14 protein-coding genes are annotated in these 18,628 nt (G+C 66.4%); 10 read left to right on the forward strand and 4 right to left on the reverse strand.

Annotated features, from left to right (window positions below; all coding sequences use genetic code 11):
• Nucleotides 1-107: 107 nt before the first annotated feature.
• Nucleotides 108-1,445 carry an ammonium transporter gene (locus D6860_RS05700; protein WP_017467242.1) on the reverse strand — a complete coding sequence of 446 codons (1,338 nt, stop codon included), beginning with the start codon at nt 1,443-1,445 and terminating at the stop codon, nt 108-110.
• Between the two features lie 39 nt (nt 1,446-1,484).
• Nucleotides 1,485-1,823 (reverse strand): P-II family nitrogen regulator, encoded by a 339-nt coding sequence (locus tag D6860_RS05705; RefSeq protein WP_017467241.1) that lies wholly within the window; start codon nt 1,821-1,823, stop codon nt 1,485-1,487.
• 258 nt (nt 1,824-2,081) lie between these two features.
• Here D6860_RS05705 and D6860_RS05710 point away from each other — a divergent pair, with 258 nt between their 5' ends.
• From D6860_RS05710 to rlmH, 4 genes are all read left to right on the forward strand, one after another.
• Nucleotides 2,082-4,268: a transglycosylase domain-containing protein gene (locus tag D6860_RS05710; RefSeq protein ID WP_076622527.1), complete on the forward strand. Its 2,187-nt coding sequence runs from the start codon at nt 2,082-2,084 to the stop codon at nt 4,266-4,268.
• Between the two features lie 101 nt (nt 4,269-4,369).
• Nucleotides 4,370-6,712: an aldehyde dehydrogenase family protein gene (locus D6860_RS05715; protein WP_076622528.1), complete on the forward strand. Its 2,343-nt coding sequence runs from the start codon at nt 4,370-4,372 to the stop codon at nt 6,710-6,712.
• Between the two features lie 220 nt (nt 6,713-6,932).
• Nucleotides 6,933-7,304, forward strand: coding sequence for a ribosome silencing factor (gene rsfS / locus D6860_RS05720; RefSeq protein ID WP_017468881.1), 372 nt, complete (start codon nt 6,933-6,935; stop codon nt 7,302-7,304).
• Nucleotides 7,305-7,311: 7 nt separating this feature from the next.
• Complete coding sequence (rlmH, locus tag D6860_RS05725; protein WP_017468882.1) at nt 7,312-7,782, forward strand: 23S rRNA (pseudouridine(1915)-N(3))-methyltransferase RlmH; 471 nt, start codon at nt 7,312-7,314, stop codon at nt 7,780-7,782.
• 288 nt (nt 7,783-8,070) lie between these two features.
• Here the strand turns inward: rlmH and D6860_RS05730 are convergent, their stop codons facing one another.
• Nucleotides 8,071-8,874 (reverse strand): undecaprenyl-diphosphate phosphatase, encoded by an 804-nt coding sequence (locus tag D6860_RS05730; RefSeq protein ID WP_076622529.1) that lies wholly within the window; start codon nt 8,872-8,874, stop codon nt 8,071-8,073.
• Between the two features lie 226 nt (nt 8,875-9,100).
• Between D6860_RS05730 and D6860_RS05735 the strand changes: the two genes are divergently transcribed.
• The 5 genes from D6860_RS05735 (at nt 9,101) to mtgA (ending at nt 17,414) form a co-directional block, all read left to right on the forward strand.
• Entirely contained in the window at nt 9,101-10,537 is a 1,437-nt protein-coding gene (locus D6860_RS05735; protein ID WP_017467023.1) for an NAD(P)-dependent oxidoreductase, read from the forward strand.
• A 141-nt stretch (nt 10,538-10,678) separates the two neighbouring features.
• Complete coding sequence (locus D6860_RS05740; RefSeq protein WP_017467022.1) at nt 10,679-11,092, forward strand: GFA family protein; 414 nt, start codon at nt 10,679-10,681, stop codon at nt 11,090-11,092.
• A gap of 84 nt (nt 11,093-11,176) precedes the next feature.
• On the forward strand, nt 11,177-15,718 hold the full coding sequence (gltB, locus tag D6860_RS05745; protein ID WP_076622531.1) for a glutamate synthase large subunit: 4,542 nt from the start codon (nt 11,177-11,179) through the stop codon (nt 15,716-15,718).
• Nucleotides 15,719-16,007: 289 nt separating this feature from the next.
• Nucleotides 16,008-16,532: a GAF domain-containing protein gene (locus D6860_RS05750; RefSeq protein ID WP_076622532.1), complete on the forward strand. Its 525-nt coding sequence runs from the start codon at nt 16,008-16,010 to the stop codon at nt 16,530-16,532.
• Between the two features lie 117 nt (nt 16,533-16,649).
• Complete coding sequence (gene mtgA, locus D6860_RS05755; protein ID WP_017467299.1) at nt 16,650-17,414, forward strand: monofunctional biosynthetic peptidoglycan transglycosylase; 765 nt, start codon at nt 16,650-16,652, stop codon at nt 17,412-17,414.
• 54 nt (nt 17,415-17,468) lie between these two features.
• Here the strand turns inward: mtgA and D6860_RS05760 are convergent, their stop codons facing one another.
• The gene (locus D6860_RS05760; protein WP_076625259.1) at nt 17,469-17,822 is read right to left on the reverse strand and encodes a cyclophilin-like fold protein; all 354 of its coding nucleotides are present in this window, start codon (nt 17,820-17,822) and stop codon (nt 17,469-17,471) included.
• A 338-nt stretch (nt 17,823-18,160) separates the two neighbouring features.
• Here D6860_RS05760 and D6860_RS05765 point away from each other — a divergent pair, with 338 nt between their 5' ends.
• Nucleotides 18,161-18,619, forward strand: a complete 459-nt coding sequence (locus D6860_RS05765; protein ID WP_017467301.1) for a (R)-mandelonitrile lyase — start codon at nt 18,161-18,163, stop codon at nt 18,617-18,619.
• Nucleotides 18,620-18,628 lie beyond the last annotated feature (9 nt).

The following is an 18,628-nucleotide window of genomic DNA, read 5'->3' on the forward strand; positions in this document are numbered from 1 at the left end:
GAATATCGAAACTGGCGAGGCGCAGAAAATTGAACCTGATCGCATAAAAAAACCCGGGCGCGAACGCCCGGGCAGTTGGTCACGAAAGGCTGATAGGAAGGAGGAGATCAGCCTTTGGAGAATTCGGGGTAGGCCTCCATGCCCAGCTCGCCCATGTCGAGACCGGCCACTTCCTCCTCTTCGCTGACGCGGATGCCCATGACCAGCTTCAGGATGAACCAGACGACCGCCGAGGCGACGATGGTGAAGATACCGACCACGACGATTCCGTAGAGCTGCGTGGCGAAGGTCGCATCACCGTTGGTGAAGACCACGGCGATGGTGCCCCAGATGCCGCAGATCAGGTGGACCGGGATCGCACCGACGACGTCGTCGATCTTGATCTTGTCGAGCATCGGCACGGTGAAGACCACGATGATGCCGCCGATGGCACCGATGATGGTGGCCGCGCCGAGCGTCGGGGTCAGCGGTTCCGCGGTGATCGACACGAGGCCGGCCAGCGCGCCGTTCAGCACCATGGTGAGGTCGGGCTTCTTGTACATGATCTGGGTCATGATGAGCGCTGCGACCGCACCACCCGCAGCTGCGGTGTTGGTGTTGGCGAAGATGCGCGACACGTCGGCGACGTCACCCACGGTGCCCATGGCCAGCTGCGATGCGCCGTTGAAGCCGAACCAGCCGAGCCACAGGATGAACGTGCCGAGCGTGGCGAGGGTCAGGTTCGAGCCCGGGATCGGAACCACGGTGCCGTTGCGGAACTTGCCGATACGCGGACCGAGGATCAGCGCGCCGGTCAGGGCCGCCCAGCCACCGACGGAGTGCACGACGGTCGAGCCGGCGAAATCGAGGAAGCCAGCCGCGTCCAGGAAGCCGCCGCCCCATTTCCACGACGCCTGCAGCGGGTAGATGATGGCGGTGAGGACGATGGTGAAGATCAGGAAGGGCCACAGCTTGATGCGCTCGGCCAGCGTGCCGGACACGATCGAAGCGGTGGTTGCACAGAACATCAGCTGGAAGAAGAAGTCCGAACCGGTGGAGGCGTAGCCGTAATCGTCGGCTGCATCGGCGGTCACGCCAACGGCCTCGAGGACGGCCGGGCCCCACACACCGGAGATGACGCCTTCGGTCGCCCAGGTGCCGAGCGGATACATCAGGTTGTAGCCGATCAGGTAATAGAAGATCGCGGCAAGCGAGAACAGCACGACGTTCTTCATGCACTGCATCGCGACGTTCTTCGAGCGCACGAGGCCGGCCTCGAGCATCGCGAAGCCCGCGGCCATCCACATCACGAGGAAGCCACCGATGAGGAAGAGCAGCGAGTTGAAGATGAAGACGGTGTCGGTCGACGCGTTCACGCCCGGGGCCGGGCCGTCATCCTGCGCCAGGCCCAGCGTCGGCAGCGCGATCAGCGCGGCAGCCGGGGCAAGTGTGTTGAGAAGTTTCATGTTCCGTTGTCCCTTAGTAATCTTGCGATCAAACCGCGATCAGATCGCGTCCGCGTCGGTTTCACCGGTACGCACGCGCACCGCCTGGCTCACGTCGAGCACGAAGATCTTGCCGTCGCCGATCTTGCCGGTCTGAGCGGTCTTGGTGATCGTCTCGACAACCTGGTCGGCCATCGACGAGGCAACCACGATCTCGAGCTTGATCTTGGGCACGAAATTCACCGCGTATTCTGCGCCGCGATAGATTTCGGTGTGGCCGGACTGAGAGCCGAAGCCCTTGATTTCGGTCACCATCATACCGCGCACGCCGATTCCGGTGAGCGCCTCGCGCACCTCCTCGAGCTTGAACGGCTTGATCGTCGCAATGATCAGTTTCACCTTGGTCCCTTTCGATTTGGCAGACCTCTGCCTGCGTTCTGCAGGGGCAGGAAGACGCTCATGGCGCCTCAATGAAAGGCGAGCGCTATTGCAACTGGCCTGCGAGCCCCCATCGGTGGTCAAAAAATAATCCAAAAATGTCTGAACGCCTAATATTAATGCAAATCAAAAAGTCATTTGCGTAACAGTTTCGCGGTCTACATCCCGCGCCAAAGCCGTTAATCTGCGCCGAAAGAGAAAAACGCCGGGCAGAGTGAAATGAGTGATTCAGGCCGTGGCAAGGGCCGGCTCGTGGCGGAGCGCCGCTACGCGGGAAAAAGCGCCCAGAAGCCCCGAAAGACCAAACAAAAGACCACCCGGGGCAAGCCCCCTCGCCGGAAGGCGCCTCCTCCGCGCCGCAATCCGGTGGCGCGGTTCTTCATCGGCATCTTCCGCTGGTTCTTCGGCCTCATCTGGCGGGTCGTGTGGCGGGTGACCGCCATCGCCGTGTTCCTGCTCGCGCTCGGGGTGGGCTATTTCTACACGACCCTGCCGCCGGTGCAGGAACTGCTCGACGGCCGCGCCCGCGGCTCGGTGACCCTGCTCGATCGCGACGGCGACATCTTCGCGTGGCGCGGCGACCAGTTCGGCGGCGCCGTGACCGCCGACAGCGTCAGCCCGCACCTCAAGCACGCGGTGCTCGCCACCGAGGACAAGCGCTTCTACCAGCACTTCGGCGTCTCGCCGCGCGGCATCGCCAGCGCCATTCGCATCAACCTTGCCGAAGGGCGCGGGCCGCTCTCCGGTCACGGCGGCTCGACGATCACCCAGCAGACCGCGAAGCTGCTCTGTCTCGGCGTGCCCTTCGATCCGGACGAGTGGAAGAGCGAAGCGGAATACGTGGCCGACTGCCGCGAGACCTCGCTTGTCCGCAAGGGGCGCGAAGCGCTCTACGCGATGGCATTGGAGGCCAAGTACACCAAGGACGAGATCCTCTCGATCTACCTGAACCGCGCCTATCTCGGGGCCGGCGCCTACGGGGCCGAGGCCGCTGCCGAGCGCTACTTCAGCAAGCATGCCGGAGAACTGAACCCGCAGCAGGCGGCCATGCTCGCCGGCCTGCTCACCGCGCCGTCGACGCTGTCGCCCACGAACAACCTCGAACGCTCGCAATCGCGCGCCTCGACGGTGCTGCGGCTGATGCGGGAACAGGGCTACCTGACCGCCGCGCAGGAGGAAGAGGCGCAGGCCAACCCGGCGACGCTCTCGGAAGAGGCCGAACGCAGGACCGGCGGCTATTTCGCCGACTGGGCAATGTCGGTGCTCGAGGACAACGCGTTCACCCAGAACACCTCGGACGACCTCGTCCTGCGCACCACGCTCGACCCGCGCCTGCAACGCGCGGCCGAGGCGGCGATGAACAAGGTCTACTCGGAAAAGGTCACGAAGCCCGGTTCGGTGGTGGAAGCCGCGATCGTCGTCATGTCGTCGGATGGCGCGGTGCGCGCCATGGTGGGCGGCAAGAAGACCGGAGTCTCGGGCGTGTTCAACCGGGCCACGCAGGCCAAGCGGCAGACGGGCTCGTCCTTCAAGCCCTTCGTCTACGCCACGGCGCTCGAACTGGGCTACTCGCCCTATGACACGGTGGTCGACGAGCCGTTCTGCATGAACATCCCCGGCTCGGGCCAATGGTGCCCCGAAAACTACACCCGCAACTACAAGGGGCGCGTGACGCTGACGCAGGCGCTCGCGAACTCGCTGAACATCCCGGCGGTGAAGATCTCCGAGAACGTGGGCCGCGATCTCGTCCAGAAGGTCGCGACGGGCTTCGGCATCCACTCCGACCTCTACGACACGCCGGCCATGGCGCTCGGCACCTCCGAGGCGACGCTGCTGGAGATGACTGCCGCCTATGCCGGCTTCCTCAACGGCGGGTCGCGCGTGGTGCCCTACGGCCAGGTCGAGCTCAGGGTGAAGGGCGAGGACGAACCGCTTGTGACCCAGAACACCGGCATCCAGGAGCGGGTGATCCAGCAGGAGGCCGCGGGCCAGCTCGTCTGGATGCTGCAGCATGTCGTCTCGGAGGGCACCGGGCGCCGGGCACAGCTGCCCGACGGTCGCGAGGCCGCGGGCAAGACCGGCACCTCGAACGACGCGCGCGACGCTTGGTTCATCGGCTTCACGGCGGATTACGTCGTCGGCGTCTGGATGGGCAACGACGACAACTCGCCGCTGTCGGGCGTGACCGGTGGCGGCCTGCCCGCCGACATCTGGCGCGAGACCATGGTGCGCGTGAGCGAGGGCCTCGAGCAGAGGCCCCTGCCCGCGACGCCGCCGGCAGAGCCCGCGCCGCAGGTGGTCGAGCAGCAGCCGCAGCAGCAACAACAGCCGCAGCGGCAACCGCAACGACAGGAACGCGACAACATCATCCGGCAGATCATCAACGACCTGCTGGGCGGTGGCTGACGCGACGACGCCCGCCCGCGCCGCACCCCGGCGCGGGTTTTCGCTTTCCCCGGAGGCGCGTCAGGGTCTAACTGGAGCCGCCGCGACGAAGGAGAGCCAGCATGAGCGTGAAAGAGATCTTCGAGAGCATGGAGTACGGCCCCGCCCCTGAAAGCGCCGCCGAGGCGCTTGCCTGGCTCGTCGATCAGGGCGACCGGTTCGGCCATTTCATCGACGGCACATTCACCGCCCCCGGTGCTGGCTTCGAGAGCCGCAACCCGGCCACCGGCGAGGTGCTCGCCACACTCACGCAGGCCACGCAGGATGACGTGGACGCGGCCGTCTCCGCGGCCCGCAAGGCGCAGCCCGGCTGGGCGAAGCTCGGCGGGCCCGGCCGCGCCCGTCACCTCTACGCGCTGGCGCGGCTTTTGCAGAAGCACGCGCGGCTCTTCGCGGTGCTCGAGACGCTCGACAACGGCAAGCCGATCCGGGAGAGCCGCGACATCGACCTGCCGCTCGCGGCGCGGCACTTCTACCACCACGCCGGCTGGGCGCAGCTCATGGAGAGCGAGCTTCCCGGCCGCGCGCCGCTTGGCGTCTGCGGCCAGATCGTGCCGTGGAACTTCCCGCTGCTGATGCTGGCATGGAAGATCGCCCCGGCGCTCGCCACCGGCAACACCGTGGTTCTGAAGCCCGCCGAGTGGACCTCGCTCACCGCGCTGCTCTTCGCCGACATCTGCCGGCAGGCCGGACTGCCGAAGGGCGTGGTGAACATCGTTACCGGCGACGGCGCGGTCGGCGAGATGATCGTGGCCGCCGATGTCGACAAGATCGCCTTTACCGGCTCGACCGAGGTCGGACGCAGGATCCGCGAGGCCACCGCGGGCAGCGGCAAGGCGCTCACGCTCGAGCTGGGCGGCAAGTCGCCCTACATCGTCTTCGAGGACGCCGACATCGACAGCGCGGTCGAGGGGCTGGTCGACGCCATCTGGCTGAACGGCGGGCAGGTCTGCTGCGCCGGTTCGCGGCTGCTGGTGCAGGAGGGCATCGCCGAAACCTTCCACGCGCGGCTGCGCACGCGGATGGAGAAGCTGCGCGTCGGCAACCCGCTCGACAAATGCATCGACGTGGGTGCCATCGTGGACCCGGTGCAGCGTGACCGCATCGCCGCGATGGTCGGCGCCAACACCGAGGGCGAGGTCTTCCAGCCCGCGCCCTGCCCCTCCGGCTGCTACTTCCCGCCGACGCTCATCACAGGGCTGTCGCCCGCCGCGCCGCTCATGCAGGACGAGATCTTCGGGCCGGTGCTGGTCTCGACGACCTTCCGCACACCCTCGGAAGCGGTGCAGCTCGCCAACGATACCCGCTACGGGCTCGCGGCGAGCGTCTGGTCCGAGAACATCAACACCGCGCTCGACATCGCGCCGAAGCTCGCCGCCGGCGTCGTCTGGATCAACGGCAGCAACATGTTCGACGCAGCCGCGCCGTTCGGCGGCGTGCGTGAAAGCGGCTTTGGCCGCGAGGGTGGCCCCGAGGGCCTGATGGCCTACACCCGCCCCGCCGGCACCGAGAAGGCCAAGGCGCTGAAGCCCGTCGCGCCCTTTGGCGGCGACGAAGCCGAGCCGCAGCCGGTCGACCAGACCGCGAAGCTCTACATCGGCGGCAAGCAGGCCCGGCCCGACGGCGGCCACGCCCGCGAGGTCTTCGACAAGCGCGGCAAGCTGATCGGGCAGGCCCCCATCGCCAACCGCAAGGACATCCGCAACGCGGTCGAGGCCGCGCGCGGCGCCGCCGGCTGGTCCGCCGCAACCGCCCACAACCGCGCGCAGGTGCTCTATTACATCGGCGAGAACCTCTCGGCGCGCGCCGGCGAGTTCGCGCAATCCATCGACCGGCTGACCGGCGGACGCTCGGGCGCCGCCGAGGTCGAGGCCGCCGTCAACCGGCTCTTCACCTACGGCGCCTGGGCCGACAAGTTCGACGGCCGCATCGCCAACGTGCCGATGCGCGGCGCGGCACTGGCCATGCGCCAGCCCTGCGGCGTCATCGGCGCCTTCTGCCCCGACGAGCTGCCGCTGCTGGGGCTGGTCTCGATCATGGCGCCCGCCATCGCCATGGGCAACCGCGTGGTTCTGGTGGCCTCCGAGCCCTTCCCGCTTGCGGCGACCGCATTTTACCAGGTTCTCGAGACCTCGGACGTGCCGGGCGGCGTGGTCAACATCCTGGCCGGCCCGCATGCCGAACTCGCCCCGACGCTCGCGAGCCACATGGATGTGGACGCAGTCTGGAGCTTCTCGGGCGCCGAGCTGTCCGCCACCATCGAGCGCGGCGCCGCCGGCACGCTCAAGCGGACCTGGGTGAACGATGGCCGCGCCCGTGACTGGATGGGCCCCGAGGGCGAGGGCCGCGCATTCCTCGAGGCCGCGACCGAGGTCAAGACGGTCTGGATTCCCTGGGGCGCGTGACCGCCCGCGCCCCATGCCGCCGCTCTGAAAATCGTCGATAGGGCAGTCGCCGTCGCGTCATGGCGCGACGGCGGGCCCGCTATCATTGAGATTTCACCGCCCCGCTGCTATATTGTTTCTACGCCCAGCGCCGGGGTGGCTTTTGGCGCTTGCAAAAAAGGAGGACGATGTCCTGTCGTTTACTGCGAACGCGGCCGGTGCCGCTGAGCCGGGGGTGCCCATGAACGGCCTGCCCCACTCCGAGGTCACGAGCGAGCAGATCCTCGCCGCTGTCCTCAAATCCCTTGACGACAACAAGGCAGAGGATGTCGTGCAGATCGACCTGCGCGGCAAGACAGCCGTCTGTGACCAGATGGTCATCGCCTCGGGCCGGTCGTCGCGCCAGGTGGTCTCGATCGCCGAGAAGCTCGCCGAAGACCTCAAGCACACGCTTGGCATCCTGCCCAAGACCGAGGGCCAGGATACCGGCGACTGGGTGCTGGTCGACACGGGCGACGTGATCGTTCACGTCTTCCGCCCCGAGGTGCGCGACTTCTACCAGCTCGAGAAGATGTGGCTGCCGCTCGGCAAGGCCGTGCAATCCGCGTCCTGACGCCTTCATGCGCATTCACCTATGCGTCGTGGGCCGCCTTCGGGCCGGCCCCGAACGCGATCTTGTCGACGATTACCTGAAACGCTTCGAACGGACCGGGCGCGCGCTCGGTCTTGGTCCGGTGCGCGTGCAGGAGGTCGACGACCGCAAGGGCGGCGGCATGAGCGCCGAGGCCGACCTGCTGCGCCGTGCCCTGCCCTCGGGCGCCCGGCTCTGCGTGCTCGACGAGCGCGGCACCCTGATGACCTCTCCCGATTTCTCCGACCGGCTGGCCCGGCTCCGCGACGACGGCGCGCAGGACATGGCCTTTGTCATCGGTGGCGCCGACGGGATCGACCCGGCCCTGCGTGCCGAGGCCGACATGGCGTTGTCCTTTGGCCAGATGGTCTGGCCGCACATGCTCGTGCGGGTGATGCTCTGCGAGCAGCTCTATCGTGCCGCGGCGATTCTCGCCGGAAGCCCCTACCACCGCGCCTGATTCCCGACTGACCTCACGGCAGGCAGGAGCCTAGGCGGGAAACCGCTGAACGGGATTCAACCTGCAGCGGGAATCCGCCTTAGCGCGGGAACTCGCGTTGCCAACTCACATCTCGTTGAATTAGCGACACTCTTGCGCGATGTGGCGCTGCCTGACGCAGTCGCGTGGATATGCCGGTCAACCTGTCCCCAGGCGGCCCGATTCCCGGCCGCAAAATGACCTGGCGTGTCTCATGGCCCCGGAGCCCCTAACTCCGGGGCCAATTCTCTTTCCAGCCCCTTCGAGGCGTCAGGCGTAGGCATACCACAGCAGGCCGGCGCCGAGCACGACGCGGTAGATCACGTAAGGTGTGAAGCTCACCGATCGCAGCAGCCGCATCATCAGCGTCAGGGCCAGCAGCGCCGCCGCGAAGGCGAAGACCGCCCCGATCATGCCGTCGATGGCGACCTGCGCGTTCGCATCGGCGGCGACCTCGGCCCCCAGCAGCACGCCCGAGGCCAGGATCGTCGGGATAGACATCAGCATCGAGATCTTGGCGGCATCGTGCCGGTTATAGCCCATGAAGCGCGCGCCGGTGATGCAGATACCCGAGCGCGAGGTGCCGGGGATCAGCGCGACCGCCTGCCAAAGCCCCATCTTCAGCGCATCCATCGGCCCCCAGTCGCTTTCGTCCTTGTCGACCGCGCCCCTCTGGTCGGCCCACCACAGCACGATGCCGAAGCCGAGCATGGTCCAGCCGATCACCGCGACCGAGCGCAAGGCCTCGTCGATGCCGCTGATCTTCAGCAGCAGGCCGATGATGACGACCGGGATCGTCGCGATGACAAGACCGAGCGCCAGCCGAGCGCCCGGCGTGTCACACCGCCCCCGGACCAGATCGACGGTGCCGGCAAGCGCGACCCGCACGTCCGCCCAGAAGTAGAGCACCACTGCCGCCAGCGTTCCCACGTGCACCGCCACGTCGATGGCCTGACCCTGGTCCGCCATGCCGGTGAGATTCGGCAGGAGAATCAGGTGCCCCGACGAAGATATGGGCAGAAATTCGGTGATCCCCTGTATCAGCGCCAGCAGAATGAGTTGCAGCATTGGCATGGGCGCGGACCTCCGACTAGGGTTTCCACGACTCTATAACTCCATGCCTCACAGGGAGAAAGCCCCCTAAAGGTCCGGTTCGATACCTAATTTTAGGCAAAAATCACTCCGCCGGCCCGTTCCGTGCGGAAATAATACGAATGTAGGTCAGCCTTTCTGACTTTTCTTTCAAATCGGCTTTGTTTATTGAGGCCCAACCCAAGGACTTGTTCGGAGACCCAGGAACATGGCGAAGCAGCCGATGCTCAAATTCGTGAAGATCGAGCGGGCCATGCCCGAGAAGCGTGACGCGTCCGTCCGCAACAAGGATTTCCACGAGATCTATGCAGAGTTCGCCGACGCCAAGGCCGAGGAGCAGGCGGCGCGGTGCAGCCAGTGCGGCGTGCCCTACTGCCAGAGCCACTGCCCCCTGCACAACAACATCCCCGACTGGCTGCGCCTGACCGCGACCGGACGGCTGGAAGAGGCCTACGAGCTCAGCCAGGCCACGAACACCTTCCCCGAGATCTGCGGCCGCATCTGCCCGCAGGACCGGCTGTGCGAAGGCAACTGCGTGATCGAGCAGTCGGGCCACGGCACCGTGACCATCGGCTCGGTCGAGAAATACATCACCGACACCGCGTGGGAGCAGGGCTGGGTGAAGCCCGCCGCCCCCGCACAGGAGCGGCAGGAGAGCGTCGGCATCATCGGTGCGGGCCCGGGCGGTCTTGCCGCAGCCGACCTTCTGCGCCGCGCCGGCGTGCAGGTGACGGTCTACGACCGCTACGATCGCGGCGGCGGCCTGATGACCTACGGCATCCCGGGCTTCAAGCTCGAGAAGGAAGTCGTCATGCGTCGCATGAAGCAGCTCGAGGACGGCGGCGTGCGCTTCGTCTACAACTGCAACGTCGGCGAGGACATGTCCTTCGAGGACATCCGCGACCAGCATGATGCCGTCATCATCGCCACGGGCGTCTACAAGTCGCGTGACCTGCGCGGTCCCGGCTCCGGTGCCAAGGGCATCGTCCGCGCCATCGATTACCTGACCGCCTCGAACCGCGCCGCCAACTTCGGCGACAGCGTTCCGGAATACGAGTCCGGCGAGCTGAACGCCAACGGCAAGCGCGTGGTCGTCATCGGCGGCGGCGATACCGCGATGGACTGCGTCCGCACCGCGATCCGCCAGGGCGCCGAGAGCGTGAAATGTCTCTACCGCCGTGACCGCACCAACATGCCCGGCTCGCAGCGCGAGGTCGCCAATGCCGAGGAAGAGGGCGTGCAGTTCGAATGGCTGACCGCGCCCAAGGGCTTCTCGGGCGATCCGGTCACCGGCGTGATGGTGCAGAAGATGCGTCTTGGCCTGCCCGACGCCACCGGCCGCCAGTCGCCCGAGATCATCGAGGGTTCGGACTACGAAGAGCCTGCCGACCTCGTCATAAAGGCGCTCGGCTTCGAGCCGGAAGAGCTGCCGACGCTGTGGGGTGCACCCGAGCTGGAGGTGACCCGCTGGGGCACCGTCAAGGCCGAGTTCACCAGCGGCCGCACCGCCCTGCCCGGCGTCTACGCCGTGGGCGACATCGTGCGCGGCGCCAGCCTCGTGGTCTGGGCGATCCGTGACGGCCGCGACTGTGCCGAGCACGTGCTGCAGGACTTCAACAAGCCGGCTGCCGTCGCGGCGGAATGAGCCGGCCTCGCGGACGGGCGGCAGACGCCGGTCCGCACCCGTTCGAATGACCATCAGGGGCGCGGCACCGGACCGGTGCGGCGCCACGCCAGAGCAATCCGGAAAGGGCAGAGAGCCATGGCGGGACGGACAGGCGCATGCATGTGCGGCGCGGTGCGCTTCACGGCGAAGTCGCTCGGCGGCTTCGGCGTCTGCCATTGCGAGCAGTGCCGCCGCTGGACCGGCTCGGCGCTCTTCGCGGCCACGGTGCCCGTGGCCGACATGGTGCTCGAGGGCGCAGAGCATATCCGCGCCTTCCGGTCGTCCGACTGGGCCAGCCGCGAATTCTGCGGCACCTGCGGCGCGACGCTCTGGTATCGTTACGACAAGGGCGTGGACGGTGCCGGAGAGTATGAGGTCGCGATCGGCCTGCTGGACGATGCCGATGGCCTGGTGCTCGAGCGCGAGATCTTCTCGGACGAGAAACCCGACTGCTGGGCGCTTGCGGGCGACCACGCGCGGATGACCCGCGCAGAGACCCTGACGAAATACGGTGTGCACGTCGACGGCGCCTGAGCCGCTGCCTGCCACTCCCCCGGCCCCGCGCCGGACATGAACAACCCGGCCGCGACGCGCGGCTCTGCATGGAGGTGCAATGCCATGACCACGTATGATGAGAACTGGGCCGCGGCCGAAGTCGCCAAGCGCAAGTGGATGGAAGACAACGGCATGTTCCGCGAGGAGCATGAACACTCTTCCTGCGGTGTCGGCCTCGTGGTCTCCATCGACGGCAAGCCGTCGCGCAAGGTCGTCGAATCCGGCATCACCGCGCTCAAGGCGATCTGGCACCGCGGCGCGGTCGACGCCGACGGCAAGACCGGCGACGGCGCCGGCATTCACGTGCAGATCCCCGTGGCGTTCTTCTACGACCAGATCGACCGCACCGGCCACGCGCCGCGCAAGGACGAGCTGATGGCCGTGGGCCAGGTCTTCCTGCCCCGCACCAACTTCGGCGCGCAGGAAACCTGCCGGACCATCGTCGAGACCGAGGTCCTGCGCATGGGCCACTACATCTACGGCTGGCGCCACGTTCCGGTGAGCGTCGACTGCCTTGGCGAGAAGGCCAACGCGACCCGCCCCGAGATCGAGCAGATCCTGATCTCGAACGCCAAGGGCGTGGACGAAGAGACCTTCGAGCGCGAGCTCTACGTCATCCGTCGCCGCATCGAGAAGGCCGCGATGGCCGCGGGCATCAACGAGCTCTACATCGCCTCGCTCAGCTGCCGCTCGATCATCTACAAGGGCATGATGCTGGCCGAGCAGGTGTCGGAGTTCTACCCCGACCTGCAGGACGAGCGCTTCGAGTCCGCCTTCGCGATCTACCACCAGCGCTATTCGACCAACACCTTCCCGCAGTGGTGGCTGGCCCAGCCCTTCCGGATGCTCGCCCACAACGGCGAGATCAACACCATCAAGGGCAACACCAACTGGATGAAGAGCCACGAGATCCGCATGGCCTCTTCGACCTTTGGCGACATGGCCGAGGACATCAAGCCGATCATCGCCAACGGCGCGTCGGACTCCGCCGCGCTCGACGCGGTGTTCGAGGTGCTGGTCCGCGCCGGCCGCAACGCGCCGATGGCCAAGACCATGCTGATCCCCGAGTCGTGGTCCAAGCAGGCGGTCGAGCTGCCGCAGGCGTGGCGCGACATGTATTCCTACGTGAACTCGGTGATGGAGCCGTGGGACGGCCCCGCCGCGCTTGCGATGACCGACGGCCGCTGGGTCTGTGGTGGTCTCGACCGCAACGGCCTGCGCCCGATGCGCTACGTCGTCACCGGCGACGACCTGCTGATCGCCGGCTCCGAGGCGGGCATGGTGCCGGTGGATGAATCCACCGTCCGCGAGAAGGGCGCGCTCGGCCCGGGCCAGCTGATCGCCGTCGACATGGAAGAGGGCAAGCTCTACCACGACGTGGAGATCAAGGACCGGCTCGCCGCCTCGCAGCCGTTCGGCGAATGGGTCGGCAAGATCGCCGATCTCGACGAGCATCTCGACAAGGTGACCGAGAAGCCGCTGTTCACCGCCGGCGACCTGCGCAAGCGCCAGATCGCGGCAGGCTACTCCATCGAGGAGCTCGAGCAGATCCTGTCGCCGATGGCCGAGGACGGTAAGGAATCGCTGGCGTCGATGGGCGACGACACCCCCTCGGCGGTGCTGTCGAAGAAATACCGTCCGCTGTCGCACTTCTTCCGTCAGAACTTCAGCCAGGTGACCAACCCGCCGATCGACAGCCTGCGTGAATTCCGGGTGATGAGCCTCAAGACGCGGTTCGGCAACCTGAAGAACGTGCTCGACGAGTCGAGCGCGCAGACCGAGATCCTCGTGCTCGACAGCCCGTTCGTCGGCAACACCCAGTTCGAGGAGCTGACCCGTCACTTCAACGCCGGGCTGGTCGAGATCGACTGCACCTTCCCCGCCGGAGCCGGCGAGGGCGCGCTGCGTGACGCGCTGTCGCGCATCCGTGCCGAGGCCGAGGACGCCGTGCGCTCGGGCGGCGGGCACATCGTGCTCACCGACCAGCACCAGTCCGAGGACAAGGTCGCGATGCCGATGATCCTCGCCACGAGCGCGGTGCATTCGTGGCTCACCAAGAAGGGCCTGCGGACGTTCTGCTCGCTCGGCGTGCGCTCGGCGGAATGCGTCGATCCGCATTACTTCGCCGTGCTGATCGCCTCGGGTGCGACCATCGTGAACCCCTACCTTGCCGAGGACAGCATCGCCGACCGCATCGAGCGCGGCCTGCTCGAGGGCACGCTGACCGAGAACGTCGCGCGCTACCGCGAGGCCATCGACCAGGGTCTGCTGAAGATCATGGCGAAGATGGGCATCTCGGTGATCTCGTCCTACCGTGGCGGACTCAACTTCGAGGCCGTGGGCCTGAGCCGCGCCATGTGTGCCGAGTATTTCCCCGGCATGCTGTCGCGCATCTCCGGCATCGGGGTGCATGGCATCCAGCAGAAGGCCGAGGAAATCCATGCCCTCGGCTTCAAGGGCGGGCGCGACGTGCTGCCGATCGGCGGCTTCTACAAGATGCGCAAGTCGGGCGAGACCCACGCATGGGGCGCGCAGACGATGCACCTCATGCAGGCCGCCTGCAACAAGGCCTCCTACGAGCTGTGGAAGACCTACTCCAAGGCGATGCGGGCCAACCCGCCGATCCACCTGCGCGACCTGCTGGACGTGAAGCCCATCGGCAAGCCGATCCCGATCGAGGAAGTCGAGAGCATCACCTCGATCCGCAAGCGTTTCGTGACGCCGGGCATGTCCCTTGGTGCGCTCTCGCCCGAGGCGCACAAGACCCTGAACGTCGCGATGAACCGCATCGGCGCCAAGTCCGACAGCGGCGAGGGTGGCGAGGATCCGGCACACTTCGTGCCCGAGCCCAACGGCGACAACCCGTCGGCGAAGATCAAGCAGGTGGCCTCGGGGCGTTTCGGCGTCACGGCGGAATACCTCAACCACTGCGAAGAGCTTGAAATCAAGGTCGCGCAGGGTGCCAAGCCCGGCGAGGGTGGCCAGCTTCCGGGCATGAAGGTCACCGACCTGATCGCCCGCCTGCGCCATTCCACCAAGGGCGTGACGCTGATCTCGCCGCCGCCGCACCACGACATCTACTCGATCGAGGACCTTGCCCAGCTGATCTACGATCTCAAGCAGATCAACCCGCGCTGCAAGGTGACGGTGAAGCTGGTGGCCTCCTCGGGTGTCGGCACGATCGCTGCCGGCGTCGCGAAGGCCAAGGCCGACGTCATCCTGATCTCGGGCCACAACGGCGGCACCGGGGCGTCGCCTGCGACCTCGATCAAGTATGCCGGCCTGCCGTGGGAGATGGGCCTCACCGAGGCGCATCAGGTGCTCGCGATGAACAAGCTGCGCGACCGCGTGACGCTGCGCACCGACGGTGGCCTGCGCACCGGTCGTGACATCGTCATGGCCGCGATGATGGGCGCCGAGGAGTACGGCATCGGCACCGCCGCCCTGATCGCCATGGGCTGCATCATGGTCCGCCAGTGCCAGTCGAACACCTGCCCGGTGGGCGTCTGCACCCAGGACCCCGAGCTGCGCGACAAGTTCACCGGCAACGCCGACAAGGTGGTGAACCTCATCACCTTCTACGCCACCGAGGTGCGCGAGATCCTCGCGTCGATCGGTGCGCGCAGCCTGAACGAAGTGATCGGCCGTGCCGACCTTCTCCGGCAGGTGTCGCGCGGGGCCGAGCATCTCGACGATCTCGACCTCAACCCGCTGCTGATCCGCGTGGATGGCGCAGACGACATCGTCTACGACCGCTACAAGGAGCGCAACGCGGTGCTCGACACGCTCGACGCAGAGATCGTCCGCGACGCGCACCGCTTCCTCGAGGATGGCGAGAAGATGCAGCTGTCCTACGCGGTGCAGAACACGCACCGCACGGTGGGCACGCGGACCTCGTCGCACATTGAGTCGAAGTTCGGGATGCGCAACGCGCTGCAGCCGGATCACCTGCACGTCAAGCTGACGGGGTCGGCCGGCCAGTCGCTGGGCGCCTTCGCGGCACCGGGCCTGAAGCTCGAGGTCTCGGGCGATGCCAACGACTACGTCGGCAAGGGCCTGTCGGGCGGCACCATCGTGGTGCGGCCGCCGATGATGTCGCCGCTCCGGGCCGAGGACAACACGATCATCGGCAACACCGTGCTCTACGGTGCGACCGACGGCTACCTCTTCGCCGCCGGACGCGCAGGCGAGCGCTTCGCGGTGCGGAACTCGGGTGCGCGCGTCGTGGTCGAGGGCTGCGGCTCGAACGGCTGCGAATACATGACCGGTGGCATCGCGGTGATCCTCGGACCCGTCGGCGCCAACTTCGGTGCCGGCATGACCGGCGGCATGGCGTATCTCTACGACCCCGAGGGTCTTGCGGCGGACATGCTGAACATGGAGAGCATCGTCTCCTGCCCGGTCACGGTGGACGCGTGGGAAGCAGAGCTCAAGGGTCTCGTGGAACGCCACCTGACCGAGACCAAGAGCCGCAAGGCGCAGGATATCCTGCAGCACTGGGATCTCGAAAAGGGCAACTTCCTGCAGATCTGTCCCAAGGAAATGCTCGACAAGATCCCGCATCCGCTCGGCATCGAGAACGAGGTGGCCGTTCCCGCGGAATAACCTGCGCAGGACAGGTCGAGACTATGGCGCCCGGGTCACTCCCCGGGCGCTTTTCATTTTAACGGGCGACTTTGCTGGGCGTTTCGGCAAACATGCGCGCATGAATTTCGAGCAGACGGCAAAGATCGGCCACTGAAATGTGATCAGTGCAAGGTCGGGTATGCATTCTCACCACTTCCATGTATTGACGAATTGGCGCACACTTATAAGTAGTGTTTTCTAGGGTGAGTTAAGATTGTTTTCTTCGGCTGGGTTGGCGCCGGATCATCTTCAAGGATCTAAACACTCGATGCAGATCATACGCCTCAGCGATCTGGCGCTTCTGGCTTCTGAAGATCGCTATTCGCTTCAGTCGACAGTGGATGTCGCCGTCCAGCTGCTTCGGGTTCCGATGGCCTTGATCAGCGTTGTCGAGACCCACAATGATCGGCAGATCTTCCTCGCCCATCGCGGCCTCAGCGCACCCTATGACAGCACCGAAGAGAGTTCGCTCGACCTTTGCCTCTGCAAGGACGTGATCGCGAATGGCGAGCCGCTGTCCATCGACGACACGGCGGCGGACCCGAAGTATCGCGACCATCCCGCGGTCGAGACCTTCGGCTTGCGGTCCTACATGGGATTCCCCGTGTTCGGCCCCTTCGACATGCCCTTCGCGGCGCTCAGCGTGGCCGACACCGCGCCGCGCGTCTGGGAAGAGCGCGACAAGCATATTCTCGGATATCTCGCACGGCAGACGACCCGCTACATGCAGGGCAAGGCCGAGAAGGCGATGGAACGCTCCGGGATCAAGCCTCCGCACATCCTGATCGAGTGACCGCCTCCCGCGTGGGCCTGTCCCTCGCCTTCGTCGCGATGCACCAAGGCCTCGCATCGGGCGATGTTGCGCGGAACGCGCTTCCACCGGGATGCGGCAGCATGTAAATCTCGCAGGATGGCGCGCGCAGAGAAAAAGACCGCTTCGCAGAAGAAGAAAGCCTCCCGCTCGAAGCAATCGCGCGAGGCCGAGTCGTCGCGTGCTCCGCGCCAACCCCTCCGCTGGGCGACCCGACTGCTGCTGCGCCTCGCCGTCGTTCTGGTGGTGGTCGCCGTCTGCCTCGTGCTGCTCTACAAGGCCGTGAACCCGCCGACGACCTGGACGATGCTGTCCGAGGGCCGGCGTCTCGGAACGCCCGTCGAGCAGACCTGGGTCTCCGCCGAGGACATTGCCCCGGTCATGCTGCGGTCGGTCGTGGCCGCCGAGGATGCGAACTTCTGCACGCACTGGGGGTTCGACATGCGGGCGATTCGCGCCGCCATAGCCGAGGGCGGCAATCGCGGTGCGTCGACGATCAGCCAGCAGGTCGTGAAGAACGTCTACCTCTGGCAGGGACGCAACTGGCTGCGCAAGGCGCTCGAGGCCGCGCTGACCCCGCTGGTCGAGGCCTTCTGGTCAAAGCGCCGCATTCTCGAGATCTACCTGAATGTCGCCGAGTTCGACGAGGGCGTCTTCGGGATCGAGGCTGCCTCGCGCCACTACTTCGGCACCGGAGCTGCCTCGCTGAGCGGCACTCAGGCCGCGCGGCTCGCAGCCATCCTGCCCGACCCCAAGGACCGCTCTGCCTCGCAACCCTCGGGCTTCGTGACCCGCCGGGCCTCGCAGATCCGCGACGGTGCGGCGACCATCGCAAGGGACGGACGGGCCGACTGTTTCGAGTAGCCGAAGCGCGGGCCCTGCACGGGCCGGGTCAGCCTTTCCGGGAGTTCGCCCCGCCTAGTCCACGGCCTCGATCCTGACCTCGATCTCCCCGGCCTGCTTCAGGGCCGAAAAGTCACCCTCGAATTCCCCCAGCCGCACAAGCCCGCGCGAGTCGGAAAAGGGCGCGACGAAAATCGCCAGGTTCTTCCATGGCGCATACTGCGTGATGTCCCCGGCTTTCGGCTCGTAGCTCCCGGGCATGCCGCCGCTGTCCAGCTTGCGCCCGAGGTCTCCCACCTTTTCGATGCCGTGAAAATCCGACAGCGTGATCGTGAGCGGCAGCATCGACGCGAAGTCCCGCGCGGCCGGGGTGTCGTCGAGCCTGGCCGCCAGTTCCTCGTCGCCCACGATGAAAGTGATACGTGTCATGTCGGTCTCCTTGTCCGGCTCCGAAGCTTGCCCCGGCAGAGCGAGCAGTGCGACCGCGCACGCCGCGATCACCCTGCGGGAACGGATTGCGGCTGCTTGCATGGTGATCTCCATCCGGCGTCGCAGGCGGCCGGAATGGCCCCCCTGCTCAGTCGAAGGATCGGACAAAATCGGCCTGAAGTGAAGGAGGCTTTGCACACGCCACTGATGAGACCTCCTCATGGATGGCATCTGATCCGGGCACATTATCCCACCTTCGAAGCGACCTACCTGATCGTCACAGGCAATCGGCCTGATCCCGGCCATCTGGCCGCCACCGAAAACGGAGACGACCACAGATGAAATCCCTTCTTGCCGCTACGCTCGGCCTCACGCTCGCCGCCCCCGCGGCCTTCGCACAATCCATGACCCTGACCCAGGCCGAAGATCGCGCCGGTCAGGTCGGCAGCTCCGATAGCTTCACCGGCACGGCCTACGTTGCCCCGGTCTTCCCCCCGGAAATGAACGACGTGAGCGCCGGGGAAGTCACCTTCCTGCCCGGCGCCCGGTCGGCGTGGCACACTCACCCGGCGGGCCAGATGCTCGTCGTCACGCACGGCACCGGTTGGGTGCAGGAACGCGGTGAGCCGAAACAGGTGATGCAGGCAGGCGACGTCGTCTGGTGCCCGCCGGAGATCGAACACTGGCACGGCGCTACCGACTCGACCTCGGTCACGCACTACGCGATCCAGGCGAACGTCGACGGCTCGGCCGTGACCTGGGGCGAGCACGTCACCGACGAGGAATACGCCGAGTAAAACACGGGT

The organism is Salipiger sp. D13 (assembly GCF_003703915.1).
Classification (GTDB): Bacteria; Pseudomonadota; Alphaproteobacteria; order Rhodobacterales; family Rhodobacteraceae; genus Salipiger; species Salipiger profundus.

Coding starts and splice junctions, on each gene's coding strand:
- D6860_RS05700 (WP_017467242.1), bottom strand. CDS start 1,445: ATGAAACTTCTCAACACACTTGCCCCGGCTGCCGCGCTGATCGCGCTG.
- D6860_RS05710 (WP_076622527.1), top strand. CDS start 2,082: ATGAGTGATTCAGGCCGTGGCAAGGGCCGGCTCGTGGCGGAGCGCCGC.
- D6860_RS05715 (WP_076622528.1), top strand. CDS start 4,370: ATGAGCGTGAAAGAGATCTTCGAGAGCATGGAGTACGGCCCCGCCCCT.
- rsfS (WP_017468881.1), top strand. CDS start 6,933: ATGAACGGCCTGCCCCACTCCGAGGTCACGAGCGAGCAGATCCTCGCC.
- rlmH (WP_017468882.1), top strand. CDS start 7,312: ATGCGCATTCACCTATGCGTCGTGGGCCGCCTTCGGGCCGGCCCCGAA.
- D6860_RS05730 (WP_076622529.1), bottom strand. CDS start 8,874: ATGCCAATGCTGCAACTCATTCTGCTGGCGCTGATACAGGGGATCACC.
- D6860_RS05735 (WP_017467023.1), top strand. CDS start 9,101: ATGGCGAAGCAGCCGATGCTCAAATTCGTGAAGATCGAGCGGGCCATG.
- D6860_RS05740 (WP_017467022.1), top strand. CDS start 10,679: ATGTGCGGCGCGGTGCGCTTCACGGCGAAGTCGCTCGGCGGCTTCGGC.
- gltB (WP_076622531.1), top strand. CDS start 11,177: ATGACCACGTATGATGAGAACTGGGCCGCGGCCGAAGTCGCCAAGCGC.
- D6860_RS05750 (WP_076622532.1), top strand. CDS start 16,008: ATGCAGATCATACGCCTCAGCGATCTGGCGCTTCTGGCTTCTGAAGAT.
- mtgA (WP_017467299.1), top strand. CDS start 16,650: ATGGCGCGCGCAGAGAAAAAGACCGCTTCGCAGAAGAAGAAAGCCTCC.
- D6860_RS05760 (WP_076625259.1), bottom strand. CDS start 17,822: ATGACACGTATCACTTTCATCGTGGGCGACGAGGAACTGGCGGCCAGG.
- D6860_RS05765 (WP_017467301.1), top strand. CDS start 18,161: ATGAAATCCCTTCTTGCCGCTACGCTCGGCCTCACGCTCGCCGCCCCC.